The 17,310-nt window shown below is 74.7% G+C and carries 16 protein-coding genes and 1 pseudogene; 8 read left to right on the plus strand and 9 right to left on the minus strand.

All coding sequences use genetic code 11. From position 1 onward, the window contains the following. Positions 1–314 (plus strand): annotated as a pseudogene (locus ACMA1D_RS09205) (MFS transporter); the annotation flags it as partial. Positions 315–352: 38 nt separating this feature from the next. Here the strand turns inward: ACMA1D_RS09205 and ACMA1D_RS09210 are convergent. Next, positions 353–1,789, minus strand: coding sequence for a uracil-xanthine permease family protein (locus tag ACMA1D_RS09210; protein WP_414723375.1), 1,437 nt, complete (start codon positions 1,787–1,789; stop codon positions 353–355). 540 nt (positions 1,790–2,329) lie between these two features. Here ACMA1D_RS09210 and ACMA1D_RS09215 point away from each other — a divergent pair. From ACMA1D_RS09215 to ACMA1D_RS09225, 3 genes are all read left to right on the plus strand, one after another. Then, complete coding sequence (locus ACMA1D_RS09215) at positions 2,330–3,541, plus strand: TauD/TfdA family dioxygenase (protein WP_414723376.1); 1,212 nt, start codon at positions 2,330–2,332, stop codon at positions 3,539–3,541. Positions 3,542–3,671: 130 nt separating this feature from the next. Beyond that, complete coding sequence (locus ACMA1D_RS09220; protein WP_414723377.1) at positions 3,672–4,784, plus strand: inosamine-phosphate amidinotransferase 1; 1,113 nt, start codon at positions 3,672–3,674, stop codon at positions 4,782–4,784. 190 nt (positions 4,785–4,974) lie between these two features. Next, the gene (locus tag ACMA1D_RS09225) at positions 4,975–5,700 is read left to right on the plus strand and encodes a DUF5995 family protein (RefSeq protein WP_414723378.1); all 726 of its coding nucleotides are present in this window, start codon (positions 4,975–4,977) and stop codon (positions 5,698–5,700) included. Between the two features lie 121 nt (positions 5,701–5,821). Here the strand turns inward: ACMA1D_RS09225 and ACMA1D_RS09230 are convergent, their stop codons facing one another. Next, positions 5,822–7,537, minus strand: coding sequence for a flavin monoamine oxidase family protein (locus ACMA1D_RS09230; RefSeq protein ID WP_414723379.1), 1,716 nt, complete (start codon positions 7,535–7,537; stop codon positions 5,822–5,824). 283 nt (positions 7,538–7,820) lie between these two features. Then, positions 7,821–8,627 (minus strand): carbon-nitrogen hydrolase family protein, encoded by an 807-nt coding sequence (locus ACMA1D_RS09235; RefSeq protein WP_414723380.1) that lies wholly within the window; start codon positions 8,625–8,627, stop codon positions 7,821–7,823. 464 nt (positions 8,628–9,091) lie between these two features. Between ACMA1D_RS09235 and ACMA1D_RS09240 the strand changes: the two genes are divergently transcribed. Next, positions 9,092–9,748 carry a Repetin gene (locus tag ACMA1D_RS09240; RefSeq protein ID WP_414723381.1) on the plus strand — a complete coding sequence of 219 codons (657 nt, stop codon included), beginning with the start codon at positions 9,092–9,094 and terminating at the stop codon, positions 9,746–9,748. A gap of 466 nt (positions 9,749–10,214) precedes the next feature. Here the strand turns inward: ACMA1D_RS09240 and ACMA1D_RS09245 are convergent, their stop codons facing one another. After that, positions 10,215–10,670 carry an Lrp/AsnC family transcriptional regulator gene (locus ACMA1D_RS09245; protein WP_349991261.1) on the minus strand — a complete coding sequence of 152 codons (456 nt, stop codon included), beginning with the start codon at positions 10,668–10,670 and terminating at the stop codon, positions 10,215–10,217. Between the two features lie 187 nt (positions 10,671–10,857). On the opposite strand from ACMA1D_RS09245, the gene ACMA1D_RS09250 reads away from it, so the two are divergent. Continuing rightward, positions 10,858–11,103: a hypothetical protein gene (locus ACMA1D_RS09250; RefSeq protein ID WP_414723382.1), complete on the plus strand. Its 246-nt coding sequence runs from the start codon at positions 10,858–10,860 to the stop codon at positions 11,101–11,103. A 70-nt stretch (positions 11,104–11,173) separates the two neighbouring features. Here the strand turns inward: ACMA1D_RS09250 and ACMA1D_RS09255 are convergent, their stop codons facing one another. Both ACMA1D_RS09255 and ACMA1D_RS09260 read right to left on the minus strand, forming a co-directional pair. Then, entirely contained in the window at positions 11,174–11,875 is a 702-nt protein-coding gene (locus tag ACMA1D_RS09255) for a class I SAM-dependent methyltransferase (RefSeq protein WP_414723383.1), read from the minus strand. 190 nt (positions 11,876–12,065) lie between these two features. Further along, a complete protein-coding gene (locus tag ACMA1D_RS09260; RefSeq protein WP_414723384.1) occupies positions 12,066–12,836 on the minus strand; it encodes a TetR/AcrR family transcriptional regulator in 771 nt (256 codons plus the stop codon). 146 nt (positions 12,837–12,982) lie between these two features. Here ACMA1D_RS09260 and ACMA1D_RS09265 point away from each other — a divergent pair, with 146 nt between their 5' ends. Further along, complete coding sequence (locus ACMA1D_RS09265; protein WP_414723385.1) at positions 12,983–13,279, plus strand: DUF1330 domain-containing protein; 297 nt, start codon at positions 12,983–12,985, stop codon at positions 13,277–13,279. 81 nt (positions 13,280–13,360) lie between these two features. Here ACMA1D_RS09265 and ACMA1D_RS09270 read toward each other — a convergent pair whose 3' ends face one another. The 3 genes from ACMA1D_RS09270 to ACMA1D_RS09280 form a co-directional block, all read right to left on the minus strand. Then, complete coding sequence (locus ACMA1D_RS09270) at positions 13,361–14,800, minus strand: GuaB1 family IMP dehydrogenase-related protein (RefSeq protein WP_414723386.1); 1,440 nt, start codon at positions 14,798–14,800, stop codon at positions 13,361–13,363. A 438-nt stretch (positions 14,801–15,238) separates the two neighbouring features. Continuing rightward, positions 15,239–15,910, minus strand: a complete 672-nt coding sequence (locus tag ACMA1D_RS09275; protein ID WP_414723387.1) for an endonuclease — start codon at positions 15,908–15,910, stop codon at positions 15,239–15,241. 316 nt (positions 15,911–16,226) lie between these two features. Next, on the minus strand, positions 16,227–16,550 hold the full coding sequence (locus tag ACMA1D_RS09280) for a plasmid stabilization protein (protein ID WP_414723388.1): 324 nt from the start codon (positions 16,548–16,550) through the stop codon (positions 16,227–16,229). 403 nt (positions 16,551–16,953) lie between these two features. Here ACMA1D_RS09280 and ACMA1D_RS09285 point away from each other — a divergent pair. Continuing rightward, the coding region (locus tag ACMA1D_RS09285) for a TIGR03557 family F420-dependent LLM class oxidoreductase (RefSeq protein ID WP_414723389.1) at positions 16,954–17,310 on the plus strand (357 nt) is incomplete at its 3' end.

Genomic DNA, 17,310 nt, shown 5'->3' on the forward strand with positions numbered 1-17,310 from the left:
CCCCCCCCCCCGGTCCGGCGCCGAGCCAGGCCATAGCGGGCGTCGCGACGATCACCTACACCTCGGGGTTGATCGCTCCGTCCGCGATGGGCTCGGTGGCCGACCTGACCTCGCTCACGGTCTCCTTCGGCCTGGTCACCCTGTTGGCCGTGGGGCTGATCGCGGGCGCGGGCGTCCTGCGCGCGGCGGGCCGGCCGGTACCGGCCGAAACGGGGCGCGGGCCCGGTGGCGGTGGGTCGGACGGGGCTGGTGGCAGGGCCGTACGTGGTGCGGCGGACGCGCCGGGGGCGGCGCGGGGCGGCCGGGACGCGTAGCCGCGCCCACGCTCCGCCGCGCGCCCGGCGCACCCCCCTCAGCCCTGGTCAGGCCGCGGGCCGGGCCGCGCTCCATCCGGCGCCGCACCCGGCCCTGCACCGCTGCCGTCCGTGTCGTACCCGGTCGTCCCGCCGTCCAGCAGGCCCGGGTGGTGGGTGCCGGCGGCCTTGGAGAGCCAGCGCAGGGCGTGGTAGCCGGTGAGCACGATCAGGGTGCCGAGCGCGATGCCGTTCAGCTCGAAGTTGTCGGTGAACTCCAGCGAGACGCCGCCGATGCCGACGATGACGCCGGCCGCGGCCGGCACCAGGTTCAGCGGCTGGGCGAAGTCCACCTTGTTGCGCACCCAGATCTGCGCGCCGAGCAGGCCGATCATGCCGTACAGGATCACCGTGATGCCGCCGAGCACGCCACCGGGGATGGCGGCCACCACGGCGCCGAACTTGGGGCACAGCCCGAAGAGCACGGCGAAGCCGGCGGCGGCCCAGTAGGCCGCGGTGGAGTAGATGCGGGTGGCGGCCATGACGCCGATGTTCTCGGCGTACGTGGTGGTGGCCGGGCCGCCGACCGCGGTGGAGAGCATCGTGGCGGTGCCGTCCGCGGCGATGGCGGTGCCCATCTTGTCGTCCAGCGGGTCGCCGGTCATCTCGCCGACGGCCTTGACGTGCCCCGCGTTCTCCGCGATCAGCGCCACCAGGACGGGCAGCGCGACCAGGATCGCCGACCACTCGAAACTCGGGGCGTGGAAGGTGGGCGTGCCGATCCAGTCCGCGTCCGCGACCCCGGAGAAGTCGACCCGCCAGTGGTCGGTCACCTTGCCCGAGCCGTCCGCCGAGTGGATCTTGCCGGCGGTGCGGTCCAGCACCCAGGACAGCACGTAGCCGAAGACCAGCCCGAGGAAGATCGCGATGCGCGCCCAGAAGCCGCGCAGCACGACCAGGGCCAGTCCGGTGAAGAGCATGGTGGCGAGCGCCGTCCACTGGTCCTGGGGCCAGTACGTGCCGGCGGCCACGGGCGCCAGGTTGAAACCGATCAGCATGACGACGGCGCCGGTCACCGCCGGCGGCAGGACCGTGTGGATGACGTGGCCGCCGATGAGCTGGATGATCACGCCGCTGAGCGCGAGCGCCGCGCCGACCACGAACAGGGCGCCGGTCAGCGTCCCCGCGTCACCGCCCTGACCGGCGATGACGGCCGCGACGCCGACGAAGGAGAGCGAGGAGCCCAGGTAGCTGGGGATGCGCCCGCGGGTGAGCAGCAGGAACAGGATGGTCGCCACGCCCGACGCCATCAGCGCCAGGTTCGGGTCCAGACCCATCAGCACCGGGGCGACGAAGCACGCGCCGATCATCGAGACGACGTGCTGGGCGCCGAGCCCGGCGGTGCGTCCCCACGACAGCCGCTCGTCCGGCTTGACGACTTCCCCCGGCAGCAGTCGCTTGCCGTCCCCGTGCAGCTTCCATCCGAAGCCCGCCATGATCACTCTCCACTGTGCGACGGCTCTGCGCACCGCAGGGCCCGGGTGATGATGAGCGGACCACCCCATCGGAGGCAAACCGAGCCATAAGCCCGCGCACCGCACGGGGCGGCGGTGGGCGGAGCACACCGCCGGCCGGTATCCGCCAGCTCCCTTGTGAATCACGGCCGTTACCCCGTTCGGCCGCCCGCCCGGCACGGGGGTACGGGCGGCTGCGGGCCGGGGTGCCGGGCGGGGTGAGGGTCGCGGGCCAGCGCGCCGGGCGGAGCGGAGGGGGGTGCTGCCGACGTGGTGCACGGGGCCTCGGCGTACGGCGCACGCACCGTACGGGCTGCACCACGGGCCGGGCCGGAGGCGGGCCACGGGCCGGACCACGGTTCGGGCCAGGGGCCGGCCGTACGCCGCGTCCCGGTTGCGACGGGTGGGGCCGACGGCGAGCATCGGGGGCAGTTCACGCCGCGGGGGACACGGGCGCCGGCGCCACCCCGCGCGGCACCGCGCCCGCCCGTCCACCGCGCCACCGATCCGATGGGGGCCACGGTGTCCGTACCCGCCCATGACCCACGTCCGCCGCACGCTCTCGCGCCGGGCGCGACCACCGCGTTCGCCGCGCCGCCCGCCACCTCCGCGGAGGTCGCCGCGCCTGCCGGGGGCGCGACATCTGCCGCGGGCGCCGGTCCGCCGCGCCACGCCCTGGGGCCCGAGTCCTTCGTCGTCGTCGGCGGCCAGGACAACGCCCGGATCACCCGGCTCGCGGGCGCGCTGCACGACGCGCACCCCGACGTGTGGCACTCGCCCGCCGCGTCGGCCGAGGCCGGCGCGGCGATGGCCGCCGCGCTCCCCGCCCATCTGCTCAGGGCCGCCCACCGGCACCGCAGCCTCGGCAACCGCCACCAGGCCCTGGTCGTACGCGGCCTCACCCCCGCCCCCGGGCTCCAGCCGACGCCGGCCACCCTCACCCCACCGGCGCTGGGCCGCGCCGCGCGCCAGGGCATGTTGACCCTGCTCGGCGTGATGGCGCTGTTCGGGGAGCCGTTCACGTTCACCGCGCTCTACGAGGGGCGGCTGGTCCAGCACGTGGTGCCGGTCCCCGGCCAGGAGCGGGCCCAGACCAGCGGCGGCAGCCGGTCCTTCCTCGACTGGCACGTCGAGGACGCGTTCCGCGCGGACCGGTGCGACTACGTGGGCCTGCTGTGCCTGCGCGGCGACCCGTCGGCCCGCACGCTGTTCTCGGCCGTCGGCGCGGCCCGTCTCGACGCCCGTACGGAGCGGACGCTGCGCGAGCCGCGCTTCACCGTAGGGCCCGACCTCGCACACGCGCCCGCGGGTCGTGTGGCGGAATCCGTGGCAGGGGCGGGGGCGGCAGGAGCGGTGGAGCTCGCAGGGCTGGCGGGCCCAGCGGATGCGGCGGGCCCGGGCCTGGCACCGGACGGGGCGGCGGTACCCGTGCTGAGCGGCAGCACCACCGACCCGGAACTCCGCTACGACGCCGTCTACCTGCGGCCCCTGGACCCCGCCGACCAGGAGGCGGCGACCGCGCTGCGGCGGCTCGGGGCGGCCCTGGAACGCTCGGCCGTCGGCCACGTACTGGTCCCGGGCGACCTGCTGGTGCTGGACAACCGACGCGCCGCGCACGCCCGCACGCTCTTCGCCGCCCGGGGCGACGGCACCGACCGGTGGCTGTTGCGCGTGATGACGTGCGCGTCGCCGCGGGCCCACCGCCGCCGCGGGGCGCGGCACGTGATCGCGTGAGCCCGCACCGCCGCGCAGCGCCCGTACCCACCGCCGCCCACCGCCGGTACGTGCCGCTGCGCACAGCCCCCGCGCACGGCCCGCACCGCTGCGCACTGCCCCGCGCCCGTCCCCCGCAAGGAGCCCTGTCGTGACCACGGTCGAGAACACGCCAGCCGGCGCCACCACGCGCACGGGGCCGCCGCAGCGCGCCGCCGGGTCGCACGACGAGTTCTCGCCCCTGGTGGAGGTCGTGGTCGGCACCGCCGTCGGCGCGCGGCTCCCCGCATCCGACCCCTCGTCCTGGCTCAACCTGCACCCCGAACTCACCGCGCCCGAGGTGGCCCGGGTGCCCACCGGGCCGTTCGACCGCCGCGTCATCGAGGAGACCGAGGAGGACCTGGCGTGTCTGGTGCGGTTGTTGGAGGGCCTTGGTGTGACCGTGCACCGGCCGGCCGCCGTCGACCACGGGGCGGCGTTCGCCACGCCGCACTGGAGGAGCCGCGGACTGTACTCGTACTGCCCGCGCGACCTCACGCTGGTGGTCGGGTCGACGCTGATCGAGGTGCCGAGCCCGATGCGGGCCCGCTACTTCGAGACCGGCGCACTGCGCCCGCTCTTCCAGCGCTACCTGGCCGCCGGCTCTGCCTGGCTCGCCGCGCCCAAGCCCGAACTGCGCGCGGACCTGTACGGCGTGGACGACACGGGCCGGCCGGTGCTGCGGAACACCGAACCGGCCTTCGAGGCGGCCAACGTCCTGCGGTGCGGCCGTGACCTCTTCTACCAGGTCTCGGGCAGCGGCAACGAAATGGGCTTCACCTGGCTCACCCACACCCTGGCCGCGCTCGGCGACTACCGGCTGCACCCCGTCCGCGACCTCTACCCCCACACCCACATCGACAGCACGCTGTCCCTGATCCGTCCCGGCCTGCTGCTGGCCAACCCGGCCCGGGTCACCGAGGACAACCTGCCGGCGCCGCTGCGCTCCTGGGACCGGATCTGGTGCCCCCCGATGAACGAACCGCAGCCCCCGACCGGCACCCACCCGCTCAGCTCACCCTGGATCGGGATGAACCTCCTGATGGTCGACCCCCATCTGGCGATCGTCGACGCCGCCCAGCACGAACTGATCGCGGCGCTCGAACGCCACGGCGTCCAGGTCGCAGGACACACCCTGCGGCACGCCCGACTGCTCGGCGGCGGCCTGCACTGCGTCACGCTCGACACGGTCCGCACCGGGACGGCCACGGATTACTTCGGGTAGCGCGGGGGCGCGGCGGCTCTACCCATCGGAGCCCACCGCCGCCCACTCCACACCCACGAACGCCCTACCCCCGCGGTGCCGGACGGCCATGTTCCGTTCCGGCCACCCGGCTTGCCCCCGGTTCATCCGTTATGAGGAAGCGGCCTCCGAGGGCTGCCGGGCAGGCGTTCGGGCTGGGACGCTGGGCCGCATGACGCAGACCGAACACCGCTCCGCCACCCGCCCCGTCCCGCAGCGCACCGCCCCGCCGACCGTGGCGCAGGCGCTGCACCGGATGGTCGGGCTTGAGCGCACGCTGCCCGAGCGGGACGGGGTCGCCGTGTTCAACGGGGTCTACCTGGCGGTCACCCAGGAGGTCGCGGACCGGCTGGCCGCCGGCTACTTCCACCAGGGGCCGGCGGCCGAGGAGTTGGCGGCCAGGTTCGCCGCCCGCTACCTGGCCGCGGTGGACGCGGCGGCCGGTGGCAGACGGCCGCCCGCGGCCTGGAGACCGCTGTTCGAACTGCGCCGGCACCCGGGCGTGCGGCCGGTCCAGTTCGCGCTGGCCGGCATCAACGCGCACATCGGCAACGACCTGGCCCTGGCGCTGCGCGACACCTGCGTCTCCCTCGGCTGCGCACCGGGCACCCTGGAGGCCGACTTCGACCGGATCGGCGACGTCCTGACCGGCCTGGAAGAACACATCCGCGAGGACCTGATGCCGGGCCCCGACCTGCTCGACATCGCCGACCCGCTCACCCACCTGGTGGGCTCCTGGAGCCTGGACCGCGCCCGTGACGCGGCCTGGGGCTCCTTCCGCGCCCTGTGGGCCCTGCGCGAACAACCCGACCTGGCCCGCGAGTTCGCGGAGCGCGTGGACGCCAGCATCGGCCTGGTCGGCCGGGTGCTGCTGACGCCGTTGGTGGCGGGGGCGTAGGGGCACACGGGGAGGTCAGGGGCCTGGCGGCGCCCCGTACGCACCACACACCGGGCGGCCCCTCGTACGCGCTGTGCGTGACCGCCCGCACCCCGCTCCCGCGCGTCCCCGCTCAGCGCCCTCAGTCCTCCGGCAGTGCCACCGGCTCGATCGTGTCGTACACGTCGCCCGGGCCCGGGTTGGTCGCGTCCGTGCTGCCGTCGAAGTGGTGGAGGACGCCCCAGACGGCGTTCAGTGCGGTCTGGACGGCGCCCTCGGCCCAGCCGGCCGTCCAGGAGATGTCGTCGCCGGCCAGGAAGATGCCGCGCTTGTCGGCGGGCAGCCGGTCCTGCATGAAGTGGGTGAACAGACGGCGCTGGTAGCGGTAGTGGCCGGGCAGGTTGGCCTTGAAGGCACCCATGAAGTACGGCTCGTTCTCCCAGGAGACCGTCACCGGGTTGCCGGTGATGTGCCGCCTGATGTCCACCTTGGGGTAGATCTCGCGCAGCGACTTCAGCATGACCTCCATCCGCTCGTTCGCGGACAGCGGCAGCCACTTCAGGCTGTCGTCGCACCAGGTGTAGGAGAGGCAGATGACGGCCGGCTGGTCGGGCCCGTTGTCGAGCAGGTAGGTGCCGCGGGTCATCCGGTCGGTGAGCGTCATGCTCATCACGTCGCGGCCGGTCTCCTCGTCGGTGTCCAGCCAGAACGGCCGGTCCACGGGGACGAACAGCTTGCTGGACTCCATGTAGTGGGTCCGCTCCATCGCCGTCCAGTGGTCGATGGGGAAGAGCGAGTCGTCGCAGTCGATCTTGGACAGCAGCAGCCAGCTCTGCGCGGTGAAGACCGCCGCCCGGTAGGTGCGGACGTCGCCGGTGGCGTCGGTGACCGTGATCCGGTTGCCCGCCGTGCGGTGCAGCCGGGTGACCGCCGGCCGCGGCGCGCCCTCGTGCAGCGAGCTGAGCGAGGTGCCCCGCGCCCAGTGCACCAGCTTGTCGGGGGCGTGCTCCCACAGCCGCTCGGGGAGTTGCTGGCTGCCGCCGACGATGCCGCGGTGGTCGTCGTCGGCGCCGGTGTAGACGACGCGCAGGATCTCCAGGATGGAGTTGGGGAAGTCGGTGTCCCAGCCGCCGGTGCCGAAGCCGACCTGGCCGAAGATCTCCCGGTGCCGGAAGGAGGCGAAGGCCGGCGAGTCGCAGAGGAACCCGTAGAACGTCTGGTTGTCCAGCTTCTCGACCAACTGCGCCCAGATGGCGCGCATCGCCGGCACGTCGCGCTCGCGGATCGCCCGCTGCATGGCGGCGAAGTCCGCGCCCTCTTCGAGGCAGGCGTTCCACGCGTCCATCACCTGGTGGTAGACCTCGGGCAGGTCGTCCAGGGTGCGCGCGTAGTGCGTCTGCCCCTTGAGGTCCACGACGGTGGAGGGCGTCTCGGGGGCGAGCGGGTTGGGGAAGGGCCGGGTCCGGAGGCCCACCAGGTCGATGTAGTGCTGGAGCGCGGTGGAACACGGCGGGAAGCGCATCGCGCCCATCTCGGCGGTGAGCGGCTGCCCGTCGTCGGTGGCGCAGCCGTCGAAGCGCGCGGTGCGCAGCCGGCCGCCGATCTGGTCGGCCTCGTAGACCACCGGCCGCAGCCCCATCTTCATCAGCTCGTACGCGGTGACGATGCCGGACAGCCCGCCGCCGATGATCGCCACCTCGGCCCCGTGCTCGGTGGCCGGGACCTGGCCGAGCCCGGCCGGGTGCGCGAGGTAGTCGTCGTAGGCGTACGGGAAGTCCGGGCCGAACATGGTCAGCGGCGGGCTGGCCGGCTGCGGGGACTGCTCGTCGTGGACGGCGGTGGGCACCGTGGACGTCATGGGATGCGACTCCTTGCGGGCGCGGCGGGCCCGGACAGCCGGGACCGGGGTGGGACGGGCTGTGCAGGGTGGGTGGCTGCGCGGGTGGGACGAGGTGGGTGAGTGCGTGGCGGGGACGCGCGCACGGGGGTGGGGACGGGCGGGTGTGCGGGGCGCGCCGGGGCCGGGCGGCCTCCCCGCGCGGGGAGGGCGGGCCCGTTTCCGCGCGCGGAGGATCCGGCCGGCTCCCCGCGCGCGGGCGCGCGCGAGATGGTTGGGCCGGCCGGTTCCGTACGGGGCTGGGTCAGCCGATGGCCGTGTACAGCGCCGGCTTGCGGTCCGCCAGATACGGGTTGGCCCGCCGGGATTCGGCGAGGAAGGCCGGGTCCAGGTCGGCGACGACCAGTTCGGGGTGGTGGCCGGCGCGGGCCCTGGCGATGCCGTCGGGCCCGGCCAGGCAACTGCGCCCGATGAACTCAAGGTTGCCCTCGGGACCGGTGCGGTTGACGTACGCGACGTAGAGCTGGTTCTCGAACGCCCGGACCGGGACGAGGGATTCGGCGACGAACTGGAAGGGGTGCATCTGCGCCGTGGGGACCAGCAGCAGGTCGGTGCCGGCCAGCGCGTGGGCCCGGACGTTCTCCGGGAACTCCACGTCGTAGCAGATCATGACCCCGACCCGGAGGCCGGCCAGCTCCGGCAGCTCGACCTGCGCCACGGGGGTGTCGCCCGGCGTGAACCAGCGCTGCTCGAACTTCCCGAACAGGTGCGTCTTGCGGTAGTTGAGCAGCCGCTCGCCTCCGGCGCCGATCACCTGGGCCGAGTTGTAGACGTGGTCGCCGGCGCGCTCCGGGTAGCCGTAGCAGACGGCGACGCCGTGCCGGGTCGCGGTGCGGGCGACGGCCGCGGCGGACGGGCCGTCGGCCGGCTCGGCGAGCTCGCCGATGCGGCCCCCGACCGCGTACCCGGTGAGGAACAGTTCGGGAACGGTCAGCAGCCGGGCGCCGGCGGCGGCGGCCCGCTCCGCGGCCTCGTCGATCAGACGCAGGTTGTGGCCGACGTCCCCGGGCCGTCCCGAGCTCTGGAGCAGGGCGGTGCGCGGCGTGGTCATGGAACCCCTCGGACGGTGCGGCGGGCCCGGGGGCCACGACGGTGGGCAGGACGTGCGGGCGGCGGACCGCACCGGTGACGGGGCCGCGCTGCGGACCGACCGCCGGCGAGTTGCGGCGGGCGGGTTCGGCGCGACCCATTAGAGGCTACGGCCGGCCGCCGACGTCGGACAAGGCGCGTCCATTGCGCGGCGGGAGACGATTCGTTGCGCAACAGGGCCGCTGTGCGGCGATTCGTTGCGTCGCGCGTTCGCGCAGGTGGTGCGGGGTGCCGTCAACCCTTGGTGGCACGGTGCGGGGCGGCTGGCTACCTCTGTGGTGGGAGCGCGGCAGGTGGTGGGGCGACCAGGTGCGTACGCGCGGTCAACCCGTGGCGCGATGTGCCAGGCCCGGGCCGGGCGGCAGGCTGATCTTCATCGCCACAGCCGGTCGGGAACCGCCCGACCGGCGTCTGGAAGGGGTCACCATGAGCCGTTTCTCCCTCCGTATGCCGGCCACCACGCCGACCCGGGTGCGGATGGGCGCGCTGGGCGCGGCACTCCTGTTAACGGCCGGCGCCGCCGGTGCCGCTGCCGCGTCCGACGGGGGCGGTACGGACGACCGTACGCGCCGGGCCGGCCAGGCCGCCCCCGCCGACGGGTCGGCGTCGGTGCCCCTGCCCGCCGCGCAGCCCGCGGCGCACGGCGCGCGGCAGGCGGCGGAGCAGCCCGAGCCGAGCCTGACCGGAGCGGCGAAGCTGAGCCGGCCCGACGGTGATGACGTGCGGTTCTTCTTCGACGCGCACGGCGAGCCCGACGCCGCCCGGGGCACCTTCGGCTTCCGGCACGTCTCCGCGAACGAGCGGGGCTTCGCCGAGGGCCGGATCGACTGCCTGGCGTCGGGCGGCAAGGTGGCCGTGGCCACCGGCATCGTCACCAGGACGGACGTGCCGGGCCTGAAGGGGCTGCGGGTCGGCTTCACCGTGCACGACAAGGGCCCCGGCAAGCCGGACCGACTCGGCTACAGCTGGGCCGGCACCAACGACCCGACGGTCACCAAGGACCTGCCGCCGTGCGTGAGTTCGGCGCCCTTCGAGACGGTGGAGCGCGGCGACTTCACGGTCATCTCGATGGACCCGCGGTAGTCCCCGCCGCACCGAGACTTTCCCGCCGCACTGAGCCGGCCCGCCGTCGCGGCACCCGCCGTACCCCGCCCGCCCGGGCGGCGTACGGGCCGGCTCTCCGCTCCCCTGCCAGACCCCCGGCCCGGGGCCGTCACACCCCGCGCCGGGCGGCCGGACGACCGGTCCGCGCCGATGGTGGCCGCTCTGTGCCATCGGCGCTGACCCGACGCCGGGCCCGTGACACGGCCGCCTGGAGCACGGCCGGCCACGAGCCCGGCACCCGCTGCCCGTCCCCCTCCCCGGGGCGGGGCTCACCGGCGGACCGTCCGGTTCCGGCGGTCACCGGTCGCGCGCACGGATCGCGCGGCCGGTGGCCGCCCCTGCGGGTTCCACGTCCCCGGCGCGCACCCGCTCCCGCGACCGCCGCGTACCCCCACTGCCCATCCCCGCCGCGTGCCCGCCCACGGGCCGGGCGGCCCCCCACCGGCTACGTCGGCGCGCCCGAGCTGAACCGGCGCAGCAGCGGCGAGAGCACCAGGACGGACTTGGTCCGCTCGACGAAGGGCTCGCCGGCGATGCGCTCCAGGACCCCTTCGAAGTGCCGCATGTCGGAGGCGAAGACCTGCACGATGGCGTCCGCCTCGCCGGTGATGGTGGAGGCGGAGACCACTTCCGGGTAGCGCGAGAGGCCCCGGTGGATGTCCCGGGGCGAGGTGTTGGGCCGGCAGTACAGCTCGACGAACCCTTCGGTCTGCCAGCCGAGCGCCACCGGATCCACCCGCACCGTGAACCCGGTGATCGCCCCCTCCGCCCGCAGCCGGTCGACGCGCCGCTTGACGGCGGGGGCCGAGAGGCCGACCTCGGCGCCGATGTCGGCGTACGAGCGGCGGGCGTCCTCGGCGAGGGCGTGCACGATGCGTTCGTCCAGCGGGTTCAGTCGCACGGCGGATGGTTCATTTCTCTACGGCGCCCGGCCAGCAGCGACCGGTGGGCGGAACGGTGGATCAAGCCCATCGTCACACGAGCACCACCGCACGGGCCGCCCGGCGCCCCCGCCCGATCGCCCTGCCACCCGCCCGTCCGAGCCCCCTGGGACACTGGTCCACACCTCAGGAGAGGCCGGATCGCCGATGATGCTGCTCGCCGAGCTCTTAGTGAACCTGTTGCCCAGCCGGGTCGACTCCCGCGCCCGCTACGTCTGGTCCGCCCTGGTCAGCGCGCTGATCGCGGGCTGTGCGGCGTACGGTATCGGCCACTTCTACGGGCTGCCGTGGAACTGGGCGCTGACCTGGGGGGCGGTGGCCGCGGGCGGTGCCGTCACCGCGTACGGGATCGCCGGCTTCGGCTTCCTGCGCCGGGCGCGGGCGAGAGGCTAGCCGCCCGGCTGGCGAACGGCGCCCGGGGGCCCGGGCGGCGGATGCGGGCGGCCCGCGGAACGTGTCGCGGTCAGTCGCGCGGTGCCGGTACGGCCCGTGCCCAACTGTGGTCATCGGTCAGATAGCGGTCCAACGCCAGCCCCACGGCGGCGAGTTCGGCCTCGAACAGGGCGTCGGGGACCACGCGCGAGACGAAGGAGTGGCTCCACTCGGCGTCCTCGAACCCGTACTCCATGCGCACCGCGACCCGGTCGGCGCCACGGTGCTCCACGGCGGCGATCCTGATGCGCTGACCGTCGCGCTCCCACTCCCTGGGGACCCTCGACTCGTCGTGCCACTGGTCGTTCTCGCGCTGGATGAGTACGCAGCCGTCCGGCGCGACATGGCGCGCGCAACTCGCCAGCAGTTCGGCGCAGAGTGCCGCGTCCGCGGTGTTGACCAGGAACGACGCCAACAGCACGACGTCGAACCGCTCGCCGAGGTCGAGCCCTTCGATCGGCGCGCAGACCGTGCGGGCCTCCGTGACGTACGCCAGCATCTGCGGCGACTCGTCCACCGCCACCACCTGGAAGCCGCGGGCCAGCAGCGGCCTGGTCAGCCGGCCCGCGCCCGAGCCGAGTTCGAGCAGGCTGGCGCCGGCGGGTGCGTGGGCGGCCACGATCGCCGGCTCGTCGCCGGCCGGCAGCCGTGCGTACATCTCCACCGCACATCCGTCGGGCGCGATGGGCCCCGGCCCGGTCCCCCGGTGTCCCGCGCGTGGCGTAGCGTCCATCCCGCCATCACAACACGGGCCGCGCGGGTGCGAACAGACCTCGTACGTAGGCGGGTTGCCCATCGGGGCGGACCGGGCGGCGCGCGGCGGGCCCGGCGGGACTGGTTGGCCTGGTGGGCCTGGTTGACGCGGTGGGCAGGGCCGGCTTGGTCGACTCAGGCCGCCCCGTCGGCCCGGTCGGTCGCGCGGCTCAGGCGTCCGCGTCCACCGCCGGGGTCGCGGCCGGGGCCGGGCCCGCCGCGGGGCCGAGGCCGCGCACCAGGTCCAGCGTCTCGGCCCGGTACAGCGCGGCCGGATCGGTGTAGACCGGGCCCAGATGGCCGTGGATCTCCAGGGTCACCAGCCCGTGCAGCCGGCCCCACACGCGCAGCGCGCGGGCGGCGACGGCAGGGGTGAGGCCCGGGACTTCGGCGCGCACCCGCTCCCGATAGGCCGGCGGGAACCCGGACCAGTCGGCTACCTGCTCCTCCTCGTCGCCAGTGGCCGGCCGCCGGAGGTCCGCGCTCGCCTCGGCCACCAAGCGGTTGAGCCCACCGCAGATGCGCAGCGCGGCCTCGGCGAGCGGCCCGGCCCCCGCGGGCGGCTGATAGCCGGGGATCGGGTCACCGTAGACCAGGTGGAAGCCCTGCGGGTTGGCCAGCGCCCAGGTACGCAGGGCCTGACCCCAGGCGAGCAGGCGCTGTTCGGGGTCGGCGGGGGCCGCGTCCCTGGCCGCTTCCAGGGCTTCGGCGAGAGCGGAACTCATCTGCCCGATCAGCGCGGTGACCAGGTCGTCGCGGGTGGCGAAGTAGCTGTAGATGGCGCGCGGCGTCATGCCCATCTCACGCGCGATGCCGCGCAGGGAGATCGCCCCCGGGCCCTCGGTGGTCAACTGCCGCAGTGCGATCTCCAGGATCTGCCCCGTCGCCTCGGCGCGCAGCCGCTCGCGTCGGCTCATCACCACACCCGTCGTCTCGCCCACCGTGCCACCCCTCGATCCGCTGCTGTCTCGGTCCGTCGCCGGGCCTGGCCCTCGTTGCCAAATCTCCGGCGTTCCATAACTATACGGCGTGTCATGTTTCTCCGCCGTATCAGCCCGGCCGCCGGCCGCGCTGGAGGGAGTTCGCCATGCCTGCCTACGTACTCGTCGACGCCGAGGTCCACGACCCCGAGGTGGCCGCCCGCTACCGGGTGCTCGCCGAGGAGTCCATCGCGCGCTACGGCGGGCGCTACCTGATCCAGGGCACCGTCCCCGAGGTCATCGAGGGCGACTGGCCGGCCGGTCGGGTGGTGACCACGCTGGAGTTCCCCGACCTGGACCGGCTCAAGGAGTGGCACGCCTCGCCCGAGTACACCCGCGCGGCGGCGCTGCGACAGGGTGCGATCGACGTCCGCATGCTGTTCGCGGAGGGGCGCGCGGCCTAGCCGTCGCGAAGGGGCGCGCGACCTACCGCCTCGGAGGGACGCGCGGCCCGGAGCGGTCACCCCGGGCCGCGCGGTCTGCCGCTAGGACCAGCTCGCGTGCAGCGGCTTGCCCTCCGCGTAGCCGGCCGCGCTCTGCACGCCGACCACGGCCCGCTCGTGGAACTCCGCCAGGGAAGCAGCGCCCGCGTACGTGCAGGAGCTGCGCACGCCCGCGATGATCGTGTCGATCAGGTCCTCGACGCCGGGCCGCGCCGGGTCGAGGAACATCCGCGAGGTGGAGATGCCCTCCTCGAACAGGGCCTTGCGGGCCCGGTCGTACGCCGATTCCTCGCTCGTGCGGTTGCGCACCGCCCGGGCCGAGGCCATGCCGAAGCTCTCCTTGTAGAACCGGCCGTCGGCGCTCTGCTGGAGGTCGCCCGGCGACTCGTACGTACCGGCGAACCACGAGCCGATCATGACGTTGGACGCGCCGGCGGCCAGCGCCATGGCCACGTCGCGCGGGTGGCGCACCCCGCCGTCGGCCCAGACGTGCTTGCCGAGCCGGCGGGCCTCGGCGGCGCATTCGAGCACGGCGGAGAACTGCGGGCGGCCGACGCCCGTCATCATCCGGGTGGTGCACATCGCGCCGGGGCCGACGCCCACCTTGATGATGTCGGCGCCCGCGGCGACCAGGTCGCGCACGCCCTCGGCGGCGACGACGTTGCCCGCCACGATGGGCACCTGCGGGTCCAGCGCGCGCACCGCCTGGAGCGCGTTGATCATCGACTCCTGGTGGCCGTGCGCGGTGTCCACCACCAGCGTGTCCACGCCGGCGTCCAGGAGCGACTTGGCGCGCCCGGCCACGTCGCCGTTGACGCCGACCGCAGCCGCGATCCGCAGGCCGCCGGCGGCGTCGGTCGCGGGCGTGTACAGGGTCGCGCGCAGCGCAGCCTTGCGGGTGAGGATGCCGACGAGCTTGCCGTCGCGGTCCACGGCCGGCGCCAGCTTGCGGTGCGCGGCGTCGAGCCGGTTGAAGGCGACGCGCGGATCGATGTCCGCGTCGAGCACCAGCAACTCCTTGGACATGACCTCGGCGAGCTGCGTGAAGCGGTCCACCCCGGTCAGGTCCGACTCGGTGACGACGCCGACGGGGCGGCCTTCGGAGACCACGACGCCCGCGCCGTGCGCCCGCTTGGGCAGCAGCGCCAGCGCGTCGGCGACGGTCTGGCCCGGCGCCAGCACGATCGGCGTGTCCAGGACCAGGTGGCGGGTCTTGACCCAGCCGATGACCTCGGTGACGACCTCGATCGGGATGTCCTGCGGGATCACGACGAGTCCACCGCGCCTGGCCACGGTCTCCGCCATCCGCCGGCCGGCGATGGCCGTCATGTTGGCGACCACCAGCGGAATGGTGGTTCCGGTACCGTCCGGCGAGCTGAGGTCCACGCTCTGTCGAGAGCCGACCGCGGAACGGCTGGGCACCATGAAGACATCGTCGTACGTCAGGTCATGGGACGGCCGTACATCGTTCAGGAATCGCATGCTAACTCTCTCACCTGCGGTTATTGCGGAGGGGCGGGTGGGGAGTCAGCGCCGGGCCGGCGACGCGGAGACGGCGGTCCGGGCTGCGGCTCCTACGCCATCATCACCGATCCACACCGCGAGTGGCGAACCCGCGTTCCCATCTGTGTACCTTCCACCGAGCTGCCGTTCCCGATGTTCGTGGCTTCCTACGATGGCGCCCTGGCGGGCTCCGTGCTCAGGTCCCCGGGCGCCGGAGGGCCGCGGGTACGGGCGCGGGGCGGGGTGCCCCGCGCTTGCGGAGGGCCTTCGCGAGCCGGGGCCCCGCGCGGGCCCGGCGCCGCGCGGACCGAAGACGGCGCGGACGGGAGGCGCCGTCGGGCCCGGTGCCGGGGCGTCGGCGGCCGGTCGGACGGGCCGGGGCCCCGGCCCCACGGCACGCCCGTCGGTCCCCGGCGACTACGCCGCCGCCCGCTCGCGCACCTCCTCCGCGACCGATGCGTCGAGTGCCGCCCGCACCAGGCCGGCGGCCAGCGCCGCCGCGTCCTTCGCTGCGACGAGGTCGGCGAGGCGGTCGGGGCGGTCCGGCAGACCGAGCCGCTCCGCGCCCTGGAGGGCCTTCGCGTCCAGGTAGGGCGCGACCTCGGGCCAGACGAGCTGGACCTCGCGCAGGAAGATGTCGGCACCGGTCGGCCCGATCCCGGGCACCTCCTGGAGCTGGTCGCGCAACTGCGCCACGTCCCCGTCGGCCTCCTCGCGCATGCGGCGCAGGTCACCGCCGTAGTGGTCGCGCAGCAGGGCGGCGCCGTCGCCGAGTTGGGTGGCGGTGCGCTCGTCGTATCGGCGGTACCCGCCCTCGCCCAGCGCGTCCACCCGCTGCTGCCAGCTCGCCCCGGCCATCCGCCGGGGGTTGCGCAACCCGGCATCGGTCAACGCCCGGGAGCTGGCGACCGCCACGGACGCCCTGATCCGCGCGCTCAGCAGGTCGGCCAGTACGAGGAGTTGGTAGAGCGGCTGCGGTGTGTCCCGCAGCCGGATGCCCGCTTCCGCGGCATAGGTCTGTCCGTGCCCGTCGAGCAGTGCCCGCACCGTGGCCCGCTCGTCGGCCGTCGTCCTCCGCTTCTCCGCCATGCTTCACCTCGCGCTGCTGGTGTGGGGTGCACCGCTCTCGCCGCGGGCACCCGTGGCTGTGGCACCCCCCAAGGCCGCGGCTGTGACTCTGACTGCGGCTGTGCCGGGGGGCTCGGGCTGCGGCTACGGCTGTGCGGCCGTTGGGGTGCGGCTCTCGTCGTCATGGCCCCCCGGGCCGGCGCCCCCCGGGCCGGCGCGCCCACCGCGGGAGCCAGGCTGGCGCGGTGGGCGGGCTGACACGGACGGCGGGCTGCGCGACCCCGGCCCCCGGCGCCGGCCTGCGGGTGTCTCCGGCCTGCGACCGGCCCCGGCCGCCTCAGCGGCCGACCGCCTTCGCCAGTTGCGCCTTGTTCATGGACGAGCGGCCCTCGACGCCCTTGCGCTGGGCCTCCGCGTAGAGCTGATCGCGGGTGGGGCCGGCCGCGCCGCTGTGCGAGCGCTTGCCACCGCGGCGGCCGGAGGAGATGTCCTGCGTCGAGGTGCGGCTCGCGGTCCGTGACTCGCCGGCCCTGGCGCGCTCCTTGTTCACCGTACGGGCCGCGATCTCCTTGGCCCGCTTGGTGCTGGCACCGCGCTCCTCCTGGCTCTCCTTGATCTTCTCGTACTGCCGCTCGCGCTTGTTGCTCGAACCTCGGGGCATGGTGCTGTGCCTCCTCGAAGGGCGTTGTGGTCAGGTCCGGTGCGCGGCCGGCGCACCGGCTCACGGGGACGGGCCGCGGGGGTCTTCCCGAGGCGGCCCGTGCCGCGCGGGGCGGTGCAGCGGGATGGGTCCCCGCTGGTCAGTGGCGTCTGGGGCCGCTGCGGCTCCGGACGCTCCGCCGGGTCGGGCGGTCCGCGCGCCCGCCGGCGACCCACACCGTAGGGGCCGGGCGCCGCCCCGCACACCGGCCGGTATCCGGCGGCCCTGCCCCGGTACCCGCCATCGGCGTCGGAAAACCGGCCGGCCGACCGGCGATCGACCTCGGGCGAACAGGTTTCCGCTGGCCACCAGCGGTTACCCGGCCCCAACGAGCGGTGCCGACCCATCGCCCAAGGGAGTCACAGTGACCACGTACGGCTACTTCCTCGCCGCCGAGGAGCACGGACCGCAGGAGTTGGTGGAGCAGGCGCGGATGGCCGAACAGGCCGGCTTCACCGCGCTGTGGATCTCCGACCACTTCCACCCGTGGAACGGCGAGCAGGGCCAGAGCCCGTTCGTGTGGTCGGTGCTCGGGGCACTCTCGCAGGCCACGTCGCTGCCCGTGGAGACCGCCGTGACCTGCCCCACGGTGCGACTGCACCCGGCGGTGACGGCCCAGGCAGCGGCGACCTGCGCCGTGCAGTTCGGGGGCCGCTTCCGGCTCGGCGTGGGCAGCGGCGAGGCACTCAACGAGCACGTGCTCGGCGACCGGTGGCCGCCG

It is taken from the genome of Streptomyces sp. 796.1 (assembly GCF_047525675.1).
In the GTDB taxonomy this organism is placed as follows: domain Bacteria; phylum Actinomycetota; class Actinomycetes; order Streptomycetales; family Streptomycetaceae; genus Streptomyces.

Coding starts and splice junctions, on each gene's coding strand:
- ACMA1D_RS09250 (WP_414723382.1), top strand. CDS start 10,858: ATGATGCTGCTCGCCGAGCTCTTAGTGAACCTGTTGCCCAGCCGGGTC.
- ACMA1D_RS09265 (WP_414723385.1), top strand. CDS start 12,983: ATGCCTGCCTACGTACTCGTCGACGCCGAGGTCCACGACCCCGAGGTG.
- ACMA1D_RS09230 (WP_414723379.1), bottom strand. CDS start 7,537: ATGACGTCCACGGTGCCCACCGCCGTCCACGACGAGCAGTCCCCGCAG.
- ACMA1D_RS09235 (WP_414723380.1), bottom strand. CDS start 8,627: ATGACCACGCCGCGCACCGCCCTGCTCCAGAGCTCGGGACGGCCCGGG.
- ACMA1D_RS09275 (WP_414723387.1), bottom strand. CDS start 15,910: ATGGCGGAGAAGCGGAGGACGACGGCCGACGAGCGGGCCACGGTGCGG.
- ACMA1D_RS09270 (WP_414723386.1), bottom strand. CDS start 14,800: ATGCGATTCCTGAACGATGTACGGCCGTCCCATGACCTGACGTACGAC.
- ACMA1D_RS09240 (WP_414723381.1), top strand. CDS start 9,092: ATGAGCCGTTTCTCCCTCCGTATGCCGGCCACCACGCCGACCCGGGTG.
- ACMA1D_RS09225 (WP_414723378.1), top strand. CDS start 4,975: ATGACGCAGACCGAACACCGCTCCGCCACCCGCCCCGTCCCGCAGCGC.
- ACMA1D_RS09210 (WP_414723375.1), bottom strand. CDS start 1,789: ATGGCGGGCTTCGGATGGAAGCTGCACGGGGACGGCAAGCGACTGCTG.
- ACMA1D_RS09280 (WP_414723388.1), bottom strand. CDS start 16,550: ATGCCCCGAGGTTCGAGCAACAAGCGCGAGCGGCAGTACGAGAAGATC.
- ACMA1D_RS09255 (WP_414723383.1), bottom strand. CDS start 11,875: ATGGACGCTACGCCACGCGCGGGACACCGGGGGACCGGGCCGGGGCCC.